Genomic DNA, 18,491 nt, shown 5'->3' with positions numbered 1-18,491 from the left:
TCCCCGGCAGGGATCAGCCGGGGACCAGACGCGCCGCACCTGGAGGGTCGTCCGTTGTTCAGCATCACCGTCCGCGATCACATCATGATCGCCCACAGCTTCAGCGGCGAGGTCTTCGGCCCCGCGCAGCGTCTGCACGGAGCGACGTTCCTGGTGGACGCCACGTTCCGGCGCGAACAGCTGGACGACGACAACATCGTCGTCGACATCGGACTGGCCACCCAGGAACTCGGTGCCGTCGTCAGCGAGTTGAACTACCGCAACCTCGACAACGAACCCGACTTCGCCGGGATCAACACCTCGACGGAGTTCCTGGCGAAGGTCATCGCCGACCGGCTCGCCGAGCGCATCGAGAAGGGCGCTCTCGGCGAGGGCGCCAAGGGCCTCGCGGGCCTGACCGTCACGCTGCACGAGTCGCATGTCGCCTGGGCGAGTTACGAGCGTGCGCTGTGACCGACATGACCACCGGGCGGGCGGCCACGCTCGACTACGTGCCCGTGCAGCACTCCGCCCTCAAGAAGGCCGAGATCATCCCGATGTCCCTGCGGTCCGTGCACTTCGTGATGCCCGGTGGCGTGGACGACTCGACCGCGCCGAGCGGCGGCAACGCCTACGACCGGCGGGTCTGCCTGGACCTGCCCGGCTTCGGCTGGCAGGTCGAGCGCCACGCGGTGGCCGGCAGCTGGCCCCGGCCGGGAGCCGCGGCCCGTACCGAGCTGGCCCACACCCTGCGGGACCTGCCCGACGACACCGTCGTCCTGATCGACGGACTGGTCGCCTGCGGCGTCCCGGAGATCATCGTCCCCGAGGCGGAGCGGCTGCGGCTCGCCGTCCTCGTCCACCTGCCGCTCGGCGACGAGACCGGGCTCGAACCGAATCTCGCCCTCGAACTGGACGCCAAGGAGCGCGAGGTGCTGCGGGCCGTGCCCGCCGTCGTCGCCACCAGCGACTGGGCCGTACGGCGACTCGTCTCGCACCACGGCCTCGCCCCCGAGCGGGTCCATGTCGCCACCCCGGGTGCCGACATCGCCCCGCTCGCCTCCGGCACCGACGGTGTCTCACGGCTGCTGTGCGTGGCCGCCGTGACCCCCCGCAAGGGACAGCACCGGCTGATCGAGGCACTGGCCGGCGCGCAGGACCTGCCGTGGAGCTGCGTGTGCGTCGGCGGGATCACCCAGGATCCCGAGTACGTCGCCAGTCTGCGGATGCTCATCAAGAAGTACGGCCTCCAGGACCGCCTGCACCTCGCGGGACCACAGGCCGGGGCCGAGCTCGACGCCAGCTACGCCGCCGCCGACCTGATGGTCCTCGCCTCCTACGCCGAGACCTACGGCATGGCGGTCACCGAGGCCCTCGCGCGCGGCATCCCGGTGCTGGCCACCGACGTCGGCGGACTGCCGGAGGCCGTCGGCCGCGCCCCCGACGGCGGCGTGCCCGGCATCCTCGTCCCGCCGGAGGACCCCGCCGCCCTCGCCGCCGAACTGCGCGGCTGGTTCGGCGAGGCGGACGTACGACGCCGACTGAAGGCGGCTGCCCGGGGCCGGCGGGCCGCCCTGGACGGCTGGGCGACCACGGCCCGCAGCCTGGCCGGAGTACTCGGCCGACTCCCGAGCGAGCCCAGGAGGGCGGCATGAGGAAGACGGCGACCAAGCAGAGCGGGAAGATCCCGGCACAGCCGGGGCCGTGGGAGGTGGCTTCGGTGAAGCCCGGAGTTCCTTCCGACGCGGAATCGGTCATCCCCGGTGCCGGGCCCAGCACCCACCCCGGCGAGCGTCCCACCGTACGGCTCAGGGACGCGGGTCCCGACGACGCTCCCCGCTACGCCCCCGAGTGGCTCGAGCTCCGGGAGGGACCCGACGCGGCCGCGCGGGCGGGCGATCTGATCGACCCGCTGCGGATCCGGCTGGCGAACCTGCCGGGCAAGGCCGGCCTTGTCATCCACGACCTGGGCTGCGGCACCGGTTCGATGGGCCGCTGGCTGGCGCCCCGCCTGGACGGCCCCCAGCACTGGATCCTGCACGACCGGGACCCCTACCTCCTGCACTTCGCCGCGGTCGCCTCCCCGCGTTCCGCCGCCGACGGCAGCCGGGTCACCGTCGAGACCCGCCGCGGCGACGTCGGCCTGCTCACCCCGGACGCCCTCGCCGGCGCCTCCCTGGTGACGGCCTCCGCACTCCTCGACGTCCTCACCCGCGAGGAGATCGGGACCCTCGCCACGGCCTGCACGGGCGCCGGCTGCCCGGCCCTGCTCACCCTGTCCGTGGCGGGCCGCGTCGAACTCACCCCGGCCGACCCGCTGGACGACGAGATCGCCGACGCGTTCAACGCCCATCAGCGGCGCGGCGGACTGCTCGGCCCGGACGCCGTCACCGTCGCCTGCGAGGCGTTCTCCGAACGGGGCGCGACGGTACGGCTGCACCCGAGTGCCTGGCGCCTCGGTCCCGCCGAGTCCGCGCTCACTGCCCAGTGGCTGCGCGGCTGGGTCGGCGCGGCCGTCGAGGAGCGGCCCGAGCTGAAGGAGCCCGCCGAGCGCTACCTCCGGGACCGCCTGGAGGCCTGCCGCGCGGGCGAGTTGAAGGTGGTCGTCCACCACAGTGACCTGCTGGCGCTGTCCCGGCCGACGGACGGAGCGTCATGAGCGTGGAGACGGTGCGGCCGGACACCGAGCGGCGTGCGGAGCGCACCGGACGCCAGGAGGAGGACCGCTCGACCCGCGGCGACGACGCCGGGGCGGGCGAGCGAAAGGCCCTGCCGGTCCGCAGCACCGACCGGAGCGGGGCGAGCCTCCCGGTCCGCAGCACCGGCCACGGCACGGCGCGGCTGCCCGTCCGGCGACCCGCGGAGGCGCCCGAGCCGGGCACGCTCTCCCGCCGGGCCCTCACGCTCCGGGCCGAGGTGGTCCAGACGCGGGACGAGCTGCTCACGGCACGGGCCGAGGCGATCGTGGCCCGGGCCCGGATCCTGGAGGCAGCCGGGGAGCCCGTCGCGGACCTGACCGAGGCCGCCGTCTCCCGGGACCGGATCGGCGTGATCGTGACCGCGGCACGGCCCGGGACCGCTCGGACCCCCCGTTGGCGTACCGCGCTGCGCGGAGTACTCAACTCCCGCGCCCTGCGCACCCACATCGGCACCGTCGCGGGCGTCACCATCCTCGCGGTCCTGTTGTGGCGCCTCGGCACCGGCGTCTTCCTGGACGGGCTGCGCCGGATCGACGGCCCCGCCCTGCTGGCGGCGCTCGCGATCGGCGTGCTGACCACCGTGTTCAGCGCCTGGCGTTGGCAGTTGGTGGCCCGCGGGCTGCGCATCCGGCTGCCGCTCGGCGAGGCCGTGGCCGACTACTACCGTGCCCTGTTCCTGAACGCGGCCCTGCCCGGCGGTGTCCTCGGCGATGTGCACCGCGCGGTGCGGCACGGCCAGAGCACCGGTGACATGGGCCGCGGTGTCCGGGCGGTCGTCCTCGAACGGGTCGCCGGACAGATCGCGTTGGTGGTCGTCGGCGGTGCCGTGCTGCTCACGATGGATTCCCCGGTGCTGGCTGAGGCCCGCCACCTCGCCCCCGCCGTCGGCCTCGCCGGCCTGGGCGCTCTCGCCGTCGTCGTGGCCCTGCGGATGAACCGGACCCCTTCCTCCCGCCGGGGCCGGGTCCTGCGCGCGACCCTCGGCGAGGCCCGCGAGGGCCTGCTGTCCCGCCGCAACTGGCCCGGCGTCGCGCTCTCTTCGGCCGTCGTCCTCGCCGGCCACCTCGGGATGTTCGTGCTCGCCGCCCGCATCGCGGGCTCCGACGCCTCCGTCGCCGCACTTCTGCCCCTGGCCGTGCTCGCCCTGCTCGCCATGGGACTGCCCCTGAACGTCGGCGGGTTCGGCCCCCGGGAGGGCGTCACGGCCTGGGCGTTCGCCGCCATGGGCCTCGGCGCGGGCGCCGGACTCGCGACCGCGATCGTGTACGGCGTCCTCAGCTTCGTGGCGAGCCTGCCGGGCGCGGTCGTCCTGGTCGTCCGCTGGTACCAGGGACTGCGCCCCGCGAACCGCTACTCCGCGGTGAGCGTGGAGAAATACGCACCGAAGGACGCCGCGAGGCTCTCCAGCAAGGCTTTCCCTTTTTCCGCCGAGCCCAGTGAAGGGCGCCCGATGACACCGGAATCGGTGTAACCGGACATACCGAGGGTGAGGAGATGACGACGGTCGTCCGCGACGAAATCGGAGGTCTCGTAACCGGACCGGACACATTCCGGATCGGTGTGCAGAAGAATGGAGGTCTCGATTTCTCCCGCGTGCATGTCGGTGAGCAGCGAGGTGACCACGCCGGCCTCCACACGGGCGGCCTCCCAGTCCTCCGCGGCCGGGAAGAGCGCCATTCGCTCGCCGCGGGCGGAGGCCTCCTGGACGACGTTGCCCAGCACGTAGTTGCCGCCGTGTCCGTTGACCACGACCAGGGCCTCGACGCCCGAGCGGCGCAGCGAGGCCGCTATGTCCCGTACCACCGCATGAAGGGTGACGGAGGAGATGCTGACGGTCCCCGGCCAGGCCGCGTGCTCGTGCGAGCAGGAGATCGTCACCGGGGGGAGGAGGTGCACCGGGTACGCCGCGGCGATCTCCCGCGCGACGGCACAGGCGACGAGCGTGTCGGTCGCCAGGGGAAGGTACGCACCGTGCTGCTCGAAGCTTCCGACCGGAAGGACGGCGACCTGCGTTGAGACGCCCGCCCCCCGCGTCCGTACGTCTTCCGTAGTGTCCGTCGGCAACAGACCGTACGCCGCCGACCGTATTCCCGAACCGCTCATCTTTTCACGGCCTTTCGTCTCTGCTTAGGAAACAGATCATGACAGATAAAGTTGGCGTCCTCGGCAAGAAGGCACCACAGCGCACCGGCGTGGAACGCGTGGTGAATGCCCCGCTGCCCACCGTGTACGGGAAATTCCAGGCGGTCGGCTACCTCGATCACGACCGCGGTGACGAACAAGTCGCTCTGGTCTACGGTGACATCGGCGCGGACGATGTCCTTGTCCGCCTGCATTCGGAGTGCCTGACCGGTGACGCGTTCGGCTCCCAGCACTGCGAATGCGGCGACCAGCTGGATGCCGCGCTGCGGGCCGTGGTCAAGGAGGGCAGCGGCATCGTCGTCTACCTGCGGGGCCACGAGGGCCGGGGCATAGGACTGCTCGCCAAGCTGCGTGCCATGGCGCTCCAGGCGGAGGGCCTGGACACCGTCGAGGCCAACCTCGCGCTCGGTCTGCCGGTGGACTCCCGGGACTACGGCGTCGCCGCCGGGATCTTCCACGACCTGGGCGTGAACTCGGTCCGCCTGATGTCCAACAATCCGCGCAAGCGCGAGGCGCTGCTGCGGCACGGCATCAAGGTCGCCGAGACGGTGCCGCTGCTCATCACGCCGTGCGAGAGCAACATCACCTATCTGCGCACCAAGCGGGAGCGCCTTGACCACGTCCTGCCCCATCTGGACGCGGTGGCCCACCTGTCCTGATCACCGGACTGATTCCGGGACGGGAAATCCGGACAGGAAGAGGGCATGACCGACGACGTCCTCTTCCTGTCCGGACCGCAGGTCACCCGCCTGCTCGACGCGGACACGGCCATCGCCTCGCAGCGCGCGGCCTTCACCGCGCTCGGCTCCGGGACGGCCGACCTGCCGGCGAAGATCATGCATCCGAGCCGCTTCGACGACAGCGTGCTCTTCGCGTACGTCTCCCGGCTCTCCGCCGACTCCGGGGCCGTCGCGAAGTTCGGCAGCGTCAACCCGGGCAACGCGGCGGCCGGGCTGCCCACGATCCACGCCGTGGTCTCGGTGCTCGACCCGGTGACCGGCCGCCTGGCCGCCGTCATGGACGGTGCCGCGGTGACCACCCTGCGCACGGCCGCCGCGAGCGCCGTCGCCGTCGACGCGCTGGCCAGGCCCGACAGCACCGACCTGGCCGTGCTGGGCTCCGGCACCCAGGCTCTGGCCCATGTGCGGGCGATCGCCCGGGTGCGCGACCTGACATCCGTACGGCTGTGGAGCCCGACTCCGCGACACCGCGCCCGCGCCGCCGAGACCCTGGCGGAGCTCGGCTTCCCCGCCGAAGCGGTCGGCAGCGCCGAGGAGGCGGTGAGCGGAGCCTCTCTGGTCGCGGCCTGCACCCTGAGCACGACACCGGTGGTGCACGGTGAGTGGCTGGCGCCCGGGTGCACGGTGGTGAGCGTGGGGTCCTTCGAGCCCACCCGCCGGGAGGTGGACACCGACGTCCTACGGCGGTCCGCGACCGTCGTCGTGGACGACCCGGCCACCGCGGCGGAGCACGCCGGCCCGGTCGTGGACGCGCTCAGGACCGGGCTGCTGACCGAGCTCGTCGGGCTCGGCGACGTCCTGACCGGCCGAGCCGTGGCCCGGACGGCCCCCGGCGACATCGTCTACTACAACAGCGTCGGCCTCGGCATCCAGGACGCGGCCGCGGCCTGGGCCGTGGTGCGGGCGGCGAAGGGGGAGCGCCGGTGAACACGCACGCGGCCGGCGTCGTCGTGATCGGCGGCGGCGTCATGGGCACGAGCATCGCCCGCCACCTGGCGCGCGCGGGCGTACGGGACGTGGTGCTCGTCGAGCGCGACGACCTCGCCTCCGGCTCCACGTCGAAGGCCGCGGGCGGGGTGCGGGCGCAGTTCTCCGACGAGCTCAACATCCGGCTCGGGGCGCGCAGCCTGGAGGCGTTCGGCCGCTTCGAGGAGGAGACGGGGCAGGACATCGGGCTGCACCGGGTCGGCTATCTGTTCCTCCTGTCGACCCCGGAGGAGGTCACCTCCTTCGAGGAGAGCGTGCGCCTCCAGAACTCCCTCGGCGTCCCGAGCCGCATGACCGACCCGGCCGAGGCGCGCCGGCTGTCCCCCCTCATCACCACCGACGGCCTGCTCGCCGCCTCCTTCTCGCCCGAGGACGGCCACTGCACCCCCGAGTCCGTCGTGTACGGCTACGCCGCCGACGCCCGCCGCCACGGCGCGACGATCCTGCGGCACACGCAGGTCACCGGCATCGAACTGCACGGCGACGACATCACGGGCGTCGTGACGAGCAGGGGCCGGATCGCCACCGGCACGGTGATCTGCGCGGCCGGAGCCTGGTCGCGGGAAGTCGGCGCGATGGTCGGCGTCGACCTGCCGGTCGAGCCGCTGCGCCGCCAGATCGCGGTCACCGAACCGGTCGAGGGGCTGCCGCCCGACCTCCCCATGACCATCGACTTCACCAGCAGCCTCTACTTCCACGGTGAGGGCCCCGGCCTCCTCCTCGGCATGTCCGACCCCGACGAGACACCCGGCTTCGACACCGCCACCCACGACCGCTGGATCCCCCGCCTCGCCGAGGCCATGACGCATCGCGCCCCCGCCCTCCTCGACCTGCGCCGCACCGGCGGCTGGGCCGGCCTGTACGAGCTCACCCCCGACCACAACGCCCTGATCGGCGAGGCCACTTCGGTGTCCCGCTTCCTGTACGCGACCGGCTTCTCCGGCCACGGTTTCCTCCAGGGGCCGGCCGTCGGCGAGGTCGTCCGCGACCTGTACCTCGGCCGCGTACCCTTCGTGGACATCAGCCCGCTCAGCGCCGGCCGGTTCGCGGCCGACGCCCCGCGCCCGGAGGCCAACCGCGTATGACCGAGCTCCATCTGTGGCTGCGCCACGAGGTCCGTTCCACCGAGCGACGCACGCCCGTCGTGCCGTCCGACGCCCGGCGGCTCGTCGACAGCGGGGTGACGCTGACCGTCGAGGAGTCCCCGCAGCGGATCTTCCCGATCGAGGAGTACGAGGCGGCCGGCTGCGGAGTCGCGCCCGCGGGGTCGTGGGCGTCCCGGGCGCCGCTGGACGCCGTGGTCGTGGGCCTGAAGGAACTCCCCGACGAGCCCGCCGCCCTGCCGCACCGGCACCTCTTCTTCGGGCACGCCTACAAGGAGCAGCCGGGCGCCCTGGAACTGCTGCGCCGGTTCGCCGCCGGGGGAGGGGCGCTCCTGGACCTGGAGTACCTGGTCGACGACCACGGCCGCAGGCTCGCCGCCTTCGGCTACTGGGCCGGCTACCTGGGTGCGGCCCTGGCCGTGCTCCAGCACCGGGGCAGGCTGTCCGCTCCCCTCACGCCCACCTCGCAGGAGGAACTGGGCGAGGTCCTGCGGCCCGCCGCCGGGGACGAGGAGTTCCGGGCGCTGGTGATCGGCGCCCTGGGCCGCAGCGGCCGGGGCGCGCGCGTCGCGCTCCGGGCCGCCGGGGTCGAGCCGGCCTGCTGGGACCTCGAGGAGACCCGCAGTCTGGACCGCCCCGCCCTGCTCGCCCACGATCTGCTCGTGAACTGCGTCCTCGCCACCACTCCCGTCCCGCCCTTCGTCCGCGAGGCGGACCTCGACGACCCGAACCGCCGCTTGCGCACCCTCTCCGACGTCACCTGCGACGTCGGCTCGCCCCTGAACGTCCTGCCGGTCTACGACCGCGTCACCGAGTGGGCCGAGCCCGTCCGCCGGCTGCACAAGGAGCCCCCGCTCGACCTGATCGCCATCGACAACCTGCCGTCGCTGCTCCCGGAGGAGTCCAGCGTCGGCTTCTCGGGGTCCCTGCTGCCCCTGCTGCTGGAGTTCGGGGTCGGCGGCCCCTGGGGGCGCTGTCTGGACCGGTTCCATCAGGCGTGCCGTGAACTCGGCATCGACGAAGGGGAGTTCCGTCGTGTCTGACCTGGTCCCCGCGACCGGCACCGTCCACTGGATCGGCGCCGGGCTCTCCACCGGCAGCGGCCTGGCCGAGCTGTGCGACACCGCCGACCGGGTCCGTCTGTGGCACCGCACCGAGGAGCGTGCCGCCGAGGCCCTCGCGGCACTGGGGCTCACCGGACGGGCCGAGCCGCGCGCCTACACGCTGTCCGCGCTCGTGGCCGCACTGGCGCCCGGCGACGTCGTGGTGTCGATGCTGCCCGCGCCCGAGCACGCCGGGATCCTCGCCGCCTGCGCGCGCGAAAGGGCCCACTTCGCCTGCTCCAGCTATGTGTCGGACGCCGTCCTCGAACAGGTGCCGCAGGCGGAGAGGGCCGGGATCGTCGTCCTCACCGAGGCGGGCCTCGACCCGGGCATCGACCACCTCTTCGCGCACAGCCTCGTCGCCGCGGCCCGCGGTGTGATCGGCGACGCGACACCGGCGTCGTACAGCCTCACCTCCTACTGCGGCGGTGTCCCCGCCGTCCCGAACGACTTCAAGTACCGCTTCAGCTGGGCCCCCGCCGGAGTCCTGAACGCCCTGCGCTCGCCCGCCCGTTACATCGACAACGGCACCCCGACCACCGCCGACCGCCCCTGGGAGGCGACCCGGCGCCATGTCGTGGACGGTGAGACGTTCGAGGTCTACCCCAACCGCGACAGCCTCCCCTTCGTCGAGCAGTACGGACTGCCGGCCGCCTGGACACCGCGGACCTTCGTGCGCGGGACCCTGCGGCTGGACGGCTGGCTGCGCGCCTGGGAGCCGGTCTTCGAGGAGCTGAGGACCGGCGACGACACCCGGATCGCCGCCCTGGCCCAGGAACTGGCGGCCAGATACCCGACGACGGAGGCCGACCGCGACCGGGTCGTCCTCGCCGTCTCCCTCGACGTGCGCGCAAAGGACGGCCGCACCTGGTCCGGCGGCTACCTCCTCGACCTGGTGGGCGACGAGGAGGACAGCGCCATGGCCCGCTGTGTCTCCCGCACTCTCGCCCTCGGCACCGGTCACATCCTGGACGGCTCTCTCCCGGCCGGCCTGAACCGGGCGGCGGAGACTGCGGCCCGGTCCGAGCAGTGGCTGGGCGAACTGGCCCGCGACGGCGTCCACTTCACGCTCCGGGTCGATCAGTAGGCGATCCGGGGCGTCCTAGTCCACGACCGCCTCGTGGACGAGCCGCTTGAGGTCGGGGAACAGCTTCAGCGTCTTCGGCCGTACCTGGGTGAAGAACTGCACGGTCAGATCGCGGCCCGGGTCGACCCAGAAGGTCGTGGACGCCGCCCCGCTCCAGCCGTAGGACCCGAGGCTCGAAGGGGCCAGGGTGCGGGCCGGGTCGGTCACCACGGAGACGCCGAGTCCGAAGCCGACGCCGTCGTTGCCGGGCTCGTCGTGGGCGGGCTTGGCGCCGAAGGCGCGCAGGTCGGCGCCGCCCGGGAGGTGGTTGGAGGTCATCAGGTCCACCGTCTCGGCGGACAGCAGGCGGGTGCCGTCCAGTTCGCCGCGGCGGCGCAGCAGCTCCGCGAAGCGGTGGACGTCGTACGCGGACGCCACCATGCCACCGCTGCCGGACAGCAGGCGGGGGCGGCCCCGCAGCGGCAGTCCGGGGACCGGCTCGATGGTGCCGTCGTCCTTCTCGCCGTACAACTCCGAGAGCCTGTGCGCCTGTTCGTCCGGCACCCAGAAGCCGGCGTCGGTCATCCCGAGCGGCCCGAGGACGCGCTCGGCGAAGAAGGCGTCGAGGGTCTGGCCGGACACGATCTCGATGACCCGGCCCAGGACGTTGGAGGCCACCGAGTAGTTCCACTGCGTGCCCGGCTCGAACTGCAGCGGCAGGCTCGCGTACACGGCGACGGTCTCGGCGAGGTCCGAGCCCGGCAGCACGGACGACTCCAGGCCGGCCTCGCGGTAGAGGGCGTCGACCGGGTGGCAGTGGTAGAAGGCGAAGGTCAGACCCGCGGTGTGGGTCATCAGATGCCGGATCCGGATCGGACCGTCGGCCGGGCGGGTGGTGAGGTTCTCGCCGGAACCGTCCACGTGGACCCGGGGCTCCGCGAACGCCGGCAGATACTCGGCGACCGGGTCGTCCAGCGACAGCCGTCCCTCCTCCACCAGCAGGAGGGCGGCCACCGAGGTGACCGGTTTGGTCATCGAGTAGATCCGCCACAGGGTGTCGGCCTCGACCGGCAGGCCGGCCGCGAGGTCACGGTGGCCGTGCGCGGTGAGGTGGGCGACGCGTCCGCCGCGGGCGACGGACACCAGGAAGCCGGGCATCCGGCCCTCGTCGACGTAGTGGGCGAAGTGCTGGTCGAGGCGGTCCAGGGCCTTGCCGTCCAGCCCCACCTCAGCGGGATCGACCTCTTGCCGAAGCTGTGCCATCGCATTCCTCCGTCGCGTCCGTCGAGGTGCGGACCGATATACCCGGCCCGGACCACCTCAGACATCATCGTCGCTCAGGAAACCGCGACGAGCCGCGGGTCGGCGGGGAATCGCCGGTCACGGGAATGCCGGGTGCGGCCGGGCCGGTTGATCGTGGTATGACTCAGGACGCGACGCAGGACGCACTGCTCCGGCTGCTCTCGGAGGGCCACGGCGGGGTGCTGATCACCCTCAAGCGCGACGGCCGGCCCCAGCTGTCGAACGTCAGGCACGCCTACTACCCCGACGAGCGGATCATCCGGGTCTCGCTCACCGACGACCGCGCCAAGACCCGCAACCTGCGCCGTGACCCCCGCGCCTCGTACCACGTGACGACGTCGGACCGGTGGGCGTACACGGTCGCCGAGGGCACGGCCGACCTCACCCCCGTGGCGGACGACCCGCACGACGACACGGTCGAGGAACTCGTCCGCCTGTACCGGGACGTCCAGGGCGAACACCCCGACTGGGACGACTACCGCGCGGCGATGGTCCGGGACCGGCGGCTGGTGCTGCGGTTGCGGGTGGAGCGGGCCTACGGGATTCCGGCCCGGACGGCTCGCGACTGACCGAGGGGACGCTTCGCGCACCCCGGCGGGAGAGGTCCTACGACTCGGGGAGCAGGGCGCATGGCCGATGCGCCGGTGATCTGTGGCTGCCTACGCTGACCGGCACACCGAGGGGAAGAGGTCACCGTGCCCGTCAACGGCCGCAGTCACATCCGTATCGCCCGCCCGTCCCGGGACCTGGCCGCCGCCGAGCGGTTCTGGGCCGAGGGGCTCGGCCTGGGTGTCGTGTGGCGCGCCGAGGGCGGCCCCGAACCCGGCGAGCACGACCTGCTGATGCTCGGGTGGCCGGACGCCGGCTGGCACCTGGAACTCGTCCATGAACAGGGCCACCCGGTCGAACCCCGCCCCACCGAGGAGGACCTGTTGGTGATCTACGTCGACGGGCCCGTGCCGGAGGATCTCGTGGCCCGCCTCGAGGCCCACGGCGGCAAACGGGTGCTGTCGCCGAACCCGTACTGGAACGAGTGGGGCGTCACGGTGGAGGACCCGGACGGGTACCGGCTGGTGCTGTGCACGCGGGGCTGGTCGAACGCGTAGGCGTGGGGAGCCGGGCAGGCCCGAGCCCCCGGTGCCGGCAGGGCGCCCGGGGGCTCGACTTGGGGGGGAGCGGAGTGGGGAGGGTCAGGCCGTCACCTTCTCCGGGCGGGGCGCCTCCCGGGGGGTGCGGGAGCCGAGGTCCTCCGTGGGGACCTTGTGGGTCTCGCGGGCGGTCAGGGCGGCGATCAGCGGGGGGACGCACAGGGCCGCGGTGAACAGGGCCACCGAGGACCAGTCGGTGCCGTCGGGGCCCGCGATCTGTGCCGCGAAGGTGACCGCGAAGCCGGCCACGGCGAAACCGATCTGCGTGCCGATCGCCATGCCCGACAGCCGGACCCTGGTGGAGAACATCTCGCCGTAGAAGGACGGCCAGACCCCGTTCGCCGCGCTGTAGACGACGCCGAAGGCGACGATGCCGAGCAGCAGCGTCAGCGGGTAGTTGCCCGTGGAGATCGCCCAGAGGTAGAGGAACATCGTCACCGCGCTGCCCGCCGCGCCGATCAGGAAGACCGGCCGCCGGCCGATGCGGTCCGACAGCGTGGCCCACAGGGGGATCGCGGCGAGCGCGACGAGGTTGGCCAGCGCGCCCACCCACAGCATCGAGGAACGGCTCATCCCGACCGCGTCGCTCGTCGCGTACGCCAGCGCCCACACCGTGAAGATCGTGGAGACCGAGGCGATCAGCGCGCCCCCGATCACCCGGAGCACATCCGCCCAGTGCTCCCGCAGCAGTACCACCAGCGGAAGCTTCGGGACGCCCTCGGAGGCGGCCTGCTGCTCGAACGCCGGTGTCTCGTCCAGCTTGCGGCGGATGACGAAGCCGACCACGGCGACCGCCACGCTCAGCCAGAACGGCACCCGCCAGCCCCAGGACAGCAACTGGTCCTCGGGCAGCGCGGCGACCGGCAGGAAGACCAGGGTGGCGAGCAGCTGCCCGCCCTGTGTGCCGCTGAGCGTGAAGCTCGTGAAGAAGCCCCGGCGGTGCGCCGGCGCGTGCTCCAGGCTCATGGAGTTGGCGCTGGCCTGCTCGCCGGCCGCCGAGATGCCCTGCAGGACGCGGCACAGGACCAGCAGGACCGGGGCGAGGGTGCCGACCTGGTGGCGGCTCGGCAGACAGCCGATGAGGAACGTCGACAGGCCCATCAGAATCAGCGTGAAGACCATGATCTTCTTACGGCCGACCCGGTCGCCGAAATGCCCGAGGAAGAGCGCGCCGACCGGCCGGGCCGCGTAGGCGACACCGAACGTGGCCAGCGACAGCAGGGTCGCGGTGGCCGGGTCGGACTCGTCGAAGAACACCTTCGGGAAGATCAGGGCTGCGGCACTGCCGTAGATGAAGAAGTCGTAGTACTCCAGGGCGCTGCCGATCCAGGCGGCGGTCGCCGCCTTTTTCGGTTGCCCGACGGCTTCGGCGGGGACGGACACGGGTTGCTCCTTCGGGGGGACTCCGGGAGCTATCCAGCTAATTAACCCACTGGATAGTTAGTAGCGGTTGCCGAGGATGGTGCGCCCGCGCATCCCGGGTGTCAAGGGGTCGGGACGTGCCGGGTCAGTCCGCCGCGCGGTCCGCCGTCAGGTAGGCGATCACCATGTCTCCCAACATGGTCCGGTAGTGCTCCCGTTGCTCGGCGGCGACCAGGTCACGCCCGAACAGGGCGCCGAAGGTGTGCCGGTTGGCGACCCGGAAGAAGCAGAACGAACTGATCATCGCGTGCAGGTCGACCGCGTCCACGTCGGCGGTGAACAGCCCGGACTCCTGCCCCGATGCCAGGATGCGGCGGATCACGTCGAGCGCGGGCGAGCCGATCTTCCCCAGCTTCTCGGAGGCGGCGATGTGCTCGGCCCCGTGGATGTTCTCGATGCTGACCAGACGGATGAAGTCCGGGTGCTGCTCGTGGTGGTCGAAGGTCACCTCGGCCAGGCGCCGGATTGCCGCGACCGGGTCCAGGTGCTCGACGTCCAGCTCCTGCTCGGCCTCGCGGATCACGCCGTACGCCCGCTCCAGGACGGCCGTGAACAGCTGCTGCTTGCCGCCGAAGTAGTAGTAGATCATCCGCTTGGTGGTGCGGGTGCGGGCGGCGATCTCGTCGACACGGGCGCCGTCGTAGCCGGCCCGCGCGAACTCCTGGGTCGCCACGTCGAGGATCTCGGCCCGGGTGCGGGCGGCGTCGCGGATCCGCTCGCCTGGTCGTGCCGGTTCGTCGACGCTGGTCATCGGGTTCCTTCGGGAGTGCGGCCGGTGCCGCAGATTCTAGAAGGCGCGGCCCGAGTCTTCCCCGGCGGCAGTCCGGCTGATATAGCTAACGTACTGGTTCGTACATTAGGCTCGTCTCAGGAGGTCCGCGTGGCCAAGGACTCGTTTCTCGTCGGACTGATCGGCGCCGGCATCGGCCCCTCGCTGAGCCCGGCGCTGCACGAGCGGGAGGCGGACCGGCAGGGCCTGCGTTATGTGTACCGGCTCGTCGACATCGACGTGCTCGGGGTGCGCCCCGAGGCGGTCGGCGATCTGGTGCGGGCCGCCCGTGACCTGGGCTTCGACGGGCTGAACATCACCCACCCGTGCAAGCAGCTGGTCATCGGCCACCTGGACGCGCTCGCCCCGCAGGCCGAGGCGCTCGGCGCGGTCAACACCGTGGTCTTCGAGAACGGCCGGGCCACCGGCCACAACACCGACGTCACCGGTTTCGCGGCGTCCTTCGCGCGCGGGCTGCCCGACGTGCCGCTCGAACGGGTCGTGCAACTGGGGGCGGGCGGTGCGGGGGCGGCCGTCGCGCACGCCATGCTCACCCTGGGCGCCGGGCGGGTCACCGTCGTCGACGCGCTCGCCGACCGGGCCGCGGATCTCGCCGCGTCGCTGAACCGGCACTTCGGCGAGGGCCGGGCGGCCGCGGCCGCCCCCGACCGGCTGCCGCGGCTGCTCGCCGACGCCGACGGCATCGTGCACGCCACTCCTACCGGCATGGCCGCCCACCCCGGTCTGCCGTTCCCTGCCGACCTGCTCCGCCCCGAGCTGTGGGTCGCCGAGGTGGTCTACCGCCCGCTGGAGACGGAGCTGCTGCGGACCGCCCGTGCGCTCGGCTGCGCCACTCTGGACGGCGGCGGCATGGCCGTCTTCCAGGCCGCGGACGCGTTCCGGCTGTTCACCGGGCGGGAGCCGGACGCGGCGCGGATGCTCGGGGACATCGCGGAACTGGCGGGCGTGGTCGGCGCCCCCAAGTAACCCGGGATCACTGGCGGTTGACGGTCCGCGTCACACCGGCGAAGACCGTCGTCGCCAGGATCCAGCCCGCGATGACCAGCGCGTACGACAGCGACTGATACCACCCCTGCGGAGCGAAGGCGCCCTCCTGGCCGAAGGAGATCACCGGCAGCAGCAGGTCGAGGGTGTAGAACAGCGCGTTGAAGCGCGGGGCCTCGTCCGCCTTGAGCGGTGGCGGGTGGTGGAGGCTGTAGGCGACCGTGCCGATGGCAAGCAGGGAGACCAGCCAGACGCAGGCCCGCAGGGGGTGGAAGCCGTAGCCGACGGTGGCGTCCTGGACGTGCCCCCACAGGCGCCCGTACCAGGCGAGGGTGGCGCGGTGGCGGCGCTGCTTGGCGAGCTGGACCAGTCGTGCGGCGCGGTCGTCGCCGATACGGCGGTAGGCGGCGGTCAACTGCTCGTAGGCGTGCGGGACATAGCCCTCGCGGTCCCGCTCCAGCATCGGCAGGCGGCGCTCGGCGGGCTCCTGGGGGGTGAGCGAGGTGTAGACGAGCTTGTTGAACTGGACCTCCTCCGGCACCACCTCGGGTTCCAGGAACAGGTCGTCGATCTGGGCGCGGCGCAGGCTGAGGGTGCCTTGAATGCGCGGCCCCTTGCGCAGCCAGAGCTCCCCGATGGTGGAACTGTTCGCCCTGAGCGCCGCGTCGCCCGGGTTCGACAGGTGCGCGTACGAGAAGTCGAGCCGGCCCGCGATCCGAGCGCCCCGCAGACCGATCCAGCCGAAGGTGTGCACCCGGCGCAGATGGACGTCGCCCTCCACGACGAGGGTCTGCGCGTCGAGGACGATGTCGCCGGGGTGGCTGAGCCGGGCGTCGTTGAGGTTGACGGAACCGGCCACGGTGGCGCCGTTGAGGCGGACCTCGCCGTGGGCGCGCAGGCCCGGCGCCCACAGGTCGTCGCCGATGCTCATGTGGTTGAGCTGGAGCGCGGGTTCGCCGGCGTCGACCGCGGTGATCTCGGCGCGGTCCATGAACAGCGCTCCGGCGATCTGTGCCCCGCCCAGCCGCACCGGGCCGTTCACCTTGCAGTCCGTCAGCCGCAGCACGGCGTCCACGCGCAGGGTCGCGGCGGTCAGTGCGGGCAGCACGGAGTTGCTGAGGTTCAACTGGCGCAGCCGGCAGCCGTACAGCAGCGGTGCGTCGTCGAAGTGGCAGTGGCTGAGGCGTACGGCGTGGTCGACCGTCCCGTACTGGAGCCCGAGCACACCGGTGATCCGGGCGCCCGCCAGTTTGAGGGCGGGTATCTCCCCGTCCTCCTGTGGTCCGTTGAGCATCAGCGCCCGCAACACGGAGGCCCGGACCGTGCGTTCGGCACCCCACTCGGCGCCGTCCGCCACGTCTTCGTCCCCGGCCGTACGGAAGTCCACGGCCTCGCCCTTCGGGAAGGCACGCCACACCCGCAGTTCGGCCGGGGTCAGGTTGTTGATCTCCATCAGCCGTGACTCTCCAACGCACACGTCACGGTGTCAACAGGCCCTGCCGACGGCGACGGCCCGGGAGTCCGTGCTCCCGGGCCGTCGACAACTGCCGTGCTACGCCCTGGTGTTCCACTCCGCGACCACCGGACGGTCGTGTTCCGTCGACAGCCGGCTCACCGTCCCGGTGGCCAGCTGGAACAGCCGGCCCTCCGCCGGGGCGAGCCCCAGCCTGCGGGCCGTCAGGACCCGCAGGAAGTGGGCGTGGGCCACGAGGACGACGTCACCCTCGGGAAGAGCGGCGTCCACCCGGGCCAGCACCAGGTCGGCGCGGCGGCCGACTTCCTCGGGGGACTCGCCGGGGTGCCCCTCCGGGCCGGGCGGGACCCCGTCGGTCCACAGGTACCAGTCGGGGCGGGTGCGGTGGATCTCGACGGTGGTGACGCCCTCGTAGGCGCCGTAGTCCCACTCGTGGAGGTCGGGGTCCGTCAAGGCCCCGGTGATGCCCGCCAGTTCGGCGGTGCGTACGGCGCGGCCCAGCGGACTGGTCAGCGCGAGCGAGAAGGTCCGGCCCGAGAGGAGCGGAGCGAGTGACTTGGCCTGTTCCTCGCCGTGCTGGGTGAGGGGCAGGTCGGTCCAGCTGGTGTGCTGTCCCGACACGCTCCACTCCGTCTCGCCGTGGCGGACCAGAAGAAGATCCCCCACGGCGCGCCTACTTCTTCGCTTCGACGGCGTGGCCGCCGAACTGGTTGCGCAGCGCCGCGATCATCTTCATCTGCGGGGAGTCGTCCTGACGGGACGCGAACCGCGCGAAGAGCGAGGCGGTGATCGTCGGCAGCGGCACCGCGTTGTCCACGGCCGCCTCCACGGTCCAGCGGCCCTCGCCGGAGTCCTGCGCGTACCCCTTCAGCTTGTCCAGGTGCTCGTCCTCGTCGAGGGCGTTGACCGCGAGGTCGAGCAGCCAGGAGCGGATGACGGTCCCGTCCTGCCAGGAGCGGAACACCTCCCGGACGCTGTCCACCGACTCGACCTTCTCCAGCAGCTCCCAGCCCTCGGCGTACGCCTGCATCATGGCGTACTCGATGCCGTTGTGAACCATCTTGGAGAAGTGCCCGGCGCCGACCTTGCCCGCGTGGACATAGCCGTACGGCCCCTCGGGCTTGAGCGCGTGGAAGATCGGCTGCAGCCTGTCCACGTGCTCCTTGTCACCGCCGACCATCAGGGCGTAGCCGTTCTGGAGGCCCCACACGCCGCCGGAGACACCGGCGTCGACGAAGCCGATGCCCTTGGCGCCCAGCTCCTCGGCGTGCTTCTCGTCGTCGCTCCAGCGGGAGTTGCCGCCGTCGACCACGGTGTCACCGGGGGAGAGGAGTTCGCCGAGCTCGTCCACGACGGACTGGGTGGCGGCGCCGGCCGGGACCATCACCCACACCGTGCGCGGCGCTTCGAGCTTGTCGACCAGCTCGGACAGGCTCGCCACGTCGGAGACGTCGGGGTTGCGGTCGTAGCCGATGACGGTGTGGCCGGCGCGGCGGATGCGCTCGCGCATGTTGCCGCCCATCTTGCCGAGGCCGATGAGGCCGAGCTGCAT

At 72.3% G+C, this 18,491-nt stretch carries 18 protein-coding genes and 1 pseudogene; 12 read left to right on the top strand and 7 right to left on the bottom strand.

The window, feature by feature from the left end; all coding sequences use genetic code 11:
* Positions 1-54 precede the first annotated feature (54 nt).
* From M2157_RS09960 to M2157_RS09945, 4 genes and pseudogenes are all read left to right on the top strand, one after another.
* Positions 55-453 carry a 6-carboxytetrahydropterin synthase gene (locus M2157_RS09960; protein ID WP_280861456.1) on the top strand — a complete coding sequence of 133 codons (399 nt, stop codon included), beginning with the start codon at positions 55-57 and terminating at the stop codon, positions 451-453.
* A complete protein-coding gene (locus M2157_RS09955; protein ID WP_280865046.1) occupies positions 450-1,634 on the top strand; it encodes a glycosyltransferase family 4 protein in 1,185 nt (394 codons plus the stop codon). The genes M2157_RS09960 and M2157_RS09955 overlap by 4 nt, the downstream gene beginning before the upstream one ends.
* On the top strand, positions 1,631-2,638 hold the full coding sequence (locus M2157_RS09950; RefSeq protein ID WP_280861454.1) for a class I SAM-dependent methyltransferase: 1,008 nt from the start codon (positions 1,631-1,633) through the stop codon (positions 2,636-2,638). Before M2157_RS09955 ends, M2157_RS09950 begins: the two co-directional genes overlap by 4 nt.
* Positions 2,635-3,966: pseudogene (locus M2157_RS09945) on the top strand (lysylphosphatidylglycerol synthase transmembrane domain-containing protein); the annotation flags it as partial. The gene M2157_RS09950 and the pseudogene M2157_RS09945, both read left to right, overlap by 4 nt.
* Before the next feature lie 62 nt (positions 3,967-4,028).
* Here the strand turns inward: M2157_RS09945 and M2157_RS09940 are convergent.
* Positions 4,029-4,781: a creatininase family protein gene (locus tag M2157_RS09940; protein ID WP_280861453.1), complete on the bottom strand. Its 753-nt coding sequence runs from the start codon at positions 4,779-4,781 to the stop codon at positions 4,029-4,031.
* A 38-nt stretch (positions 4,782-4,819) separates the two neighbouring features.
* Here M2157_RS09940 and ribA point away from each other — a divergent pair, with 38 nt between their 5' ends.
* The 5 genes from ribA to M2157_RS09915 are packed head-to-tail and all read left to right on the top strand — an operon-like array spanning position 4,820 to position 9,840.
* The gene (gene ribA, locus M2157_RS09935) at positions 4,820-5,479 is read left to right on the top strand and encodes a GTP cyclohydrolase II (RefSeq protein ID WP_266510224.1); all 660 of its coding nucleotides are present in this window, start codon (positions 4,820-4,822) and stop codon (positions 5,477-5,479) included.
* Positions 5,480-5,524: 45 nt separating this feature from the next.
* Entirely contained in the window at positions 5,525-6,487 is a 963-nt protein-coding gene (locus M2157_RS09930) for an ornithine cyclodeaminase family protein (RefSeq protein WP_280865045.1), read from the top strand.
* Positions 6,484-7,632 (top strand): FAD-binding oxidoreductase, encoded by a 1,149-nt coding sequence (locus tag M2157_RS09925; RefSeq protein WP_280861451.1) that lies wholly within the window; start codon positions 6,484-6,486, stop codon positions 7,630-7,632. The genes M2157_RS09930 and M2157_RS09925 overlap by 4 nt, the downstream gene beginning before the upstream one ends.
* A complete protein-coding gene (locus M2157_RS09920; RefSeq protein ID WP_280861450.1) occupies positions 7,629-8,693 on the top strand; it encodes a saccharopine dehydrogenase in 1,065 nt (354 codons plus the stop codon). The genes M2157_RS09925 and M2157_RS09920 overlap by 4 nt, the downstream gene beginning before the upstream one ends.
* Positions 8,686-9,840 (top strand): saccharopine dehydrogenase NADP-binding domain-containing protein, encoded by a 1,155-nt coding sequence (locus M2157_RS09915; protein ID WP_280865044.1) that lies wholly within the window; start codon positions 8,686-8,688, stop codon positions 9,838-9,840. Before M2157_RS09920 ends, M2157_RS09915 begins: the two co-directional genes overlap by 8 nt.
* A gap of 15 nt (positions 9,841-9,855) precedes the next feature.
* Here M2157_RS09915 and M2157_RS09910 read toward each other — a convergent pair whose 3' ends face one another.
* Positions 9,856-11,082, bottom strand: coding sequence for a serine hydrolase domain-containing protein (locus M2157_RS09910; RefSeq protein WP_280865043.1), 1,227 nt, complete (start codon positions 11,080-11,082; stop codon positions 9,856-9,858).
* A gap of 158 nt (positions 11,083-11,240) precedes the next feature.
* Here M2157_RS09910 and M2157_RS09905 point away from each other — a divergent pair, with 158 nt between their 5' ends.
* Both M2157_RS09905 and M2157_RS09900 read left to right on the top strand, forming a co-directional pair.
* A complete protein-coding gene (locus M2157_RS09905) occupies positions 11,241-11,690 on the top strand; it encodes a PPOX class F420-dependent oxidoreductase (protein WP_280865042.1) in 450 nt (149 codons plus the stop codon).
* Between the two features lie 126 nt (positions 11,691-11,816).
* Positions 11,817-12,227, top strand: coding sequence for a VOC family protein (locus M2157_RS09900; RefSeq protein ID WP_280865041.1), 411 nt, complete (start codon positions 11,817-11,819; stop codon positions 12,225-12,227).
* A gap of 84 nt (positions 12,228-12,311) precedes the next feature.
* On the opposite strand, the gene M2157_RS09895 is transcribed toward M2157_RS09900, so the two are convergent.
* Both M2157_RS09895 and M2157_RS09890 read right to left on the bottom strand, forming a co-directional pair.
* Entirely contained in the window at positions 12,312-13,652 is a 1,341-nt protein-coding gene (locus M2157_RS09895) for an MFS transporter (RefSeq protein WP_280861445.1), read from the bottom strand.
* Between the two features lie 124 nt (positions 13,653-13,776).
* Entirely contained in the window at positions 13,777-14,442 is a 666-nt protein-coding gene (locus M2157_RS09890) for a TetR/AcrR family transcriptional regulator (protein WP_280861444.1), read from the bottom strand.
* Positions 14,443-14,571: 129 nt separating this feature from the next.
* Here M2157_RS09890 and M2157_RS09885 point away from each other — a divergent pair, with 129 nt between their 5' ends.
* On the top strand, positions 14,572-15,447 hold the full coding sequence (locus M2157_RS09885) for a shikimate dehydrogenase (RefSeq protein WP_280865040.1): 876 nt from the start codon (positions 14,572-14,574) through the stop codon (positions 15,445-15,447).
* A gap of 7 nt (positions 15,448-15,454) precedes the next feature.
* On the opposite strand, the gene M2157_RS09880 is transcribed toward M2157_RS09885, so the two are convergent.
* The 3 genes from M2157_RS09880 to gnd all read right to left on the bottom strand — a co-directional run bounded on the left by M2157_RS09880 (position 15,455) and on the right by gnd (position 18,491).
* Positions 15,455-16,918, bottom strand: coding sequence for a membrane-associated oxidoreductase (locus tag M2157_RS09880; protein WP_280865039.1), 1,464 nt, complete (start codon positions 16,916-16,918; stop codon positions 15,455-15,457).
* A 99-nt stretch (positions 16,919-17,017) separates the two neighbouring features.
* Positions 17,018-17,605, bottom strand: a complete 588-nt coding sequence (locus M2157_RS09875) for a histidine phosphatase family protein (protein ID WP_280861441.1) — start codon at positions 17,603-17,605, stop codon at positions 17,018-17,020.
* A gap of 7 nt (positions 17,606-17,612) precedes the next feature.
* Positions 17,613-18,491, bottom strand: coding sequence for a phosphogluconate dehydrogenase (NAD(+)-dependent, decarboxylating) (gene gnd, locus M2157_RS09870; protein ID WP_280863733.1), 879 nt, complete (start codon positions 18,489-18,491; stop codon positions 17,613-17,615).

Source organism: Streptomyces sp. SAI-127 (genome assembly GCF_029894425.1).
Lineage (GTDB): Bacteria > Actinomycetota > Actinomycetes > Streptomycetales > Streptomycetaceae > Streptomyces.
The sequence above is the reverse complement of the archived record's forward strand: the minus strand, read 5'-3'. Positions and strand labels throughout refer to the sequence as shown.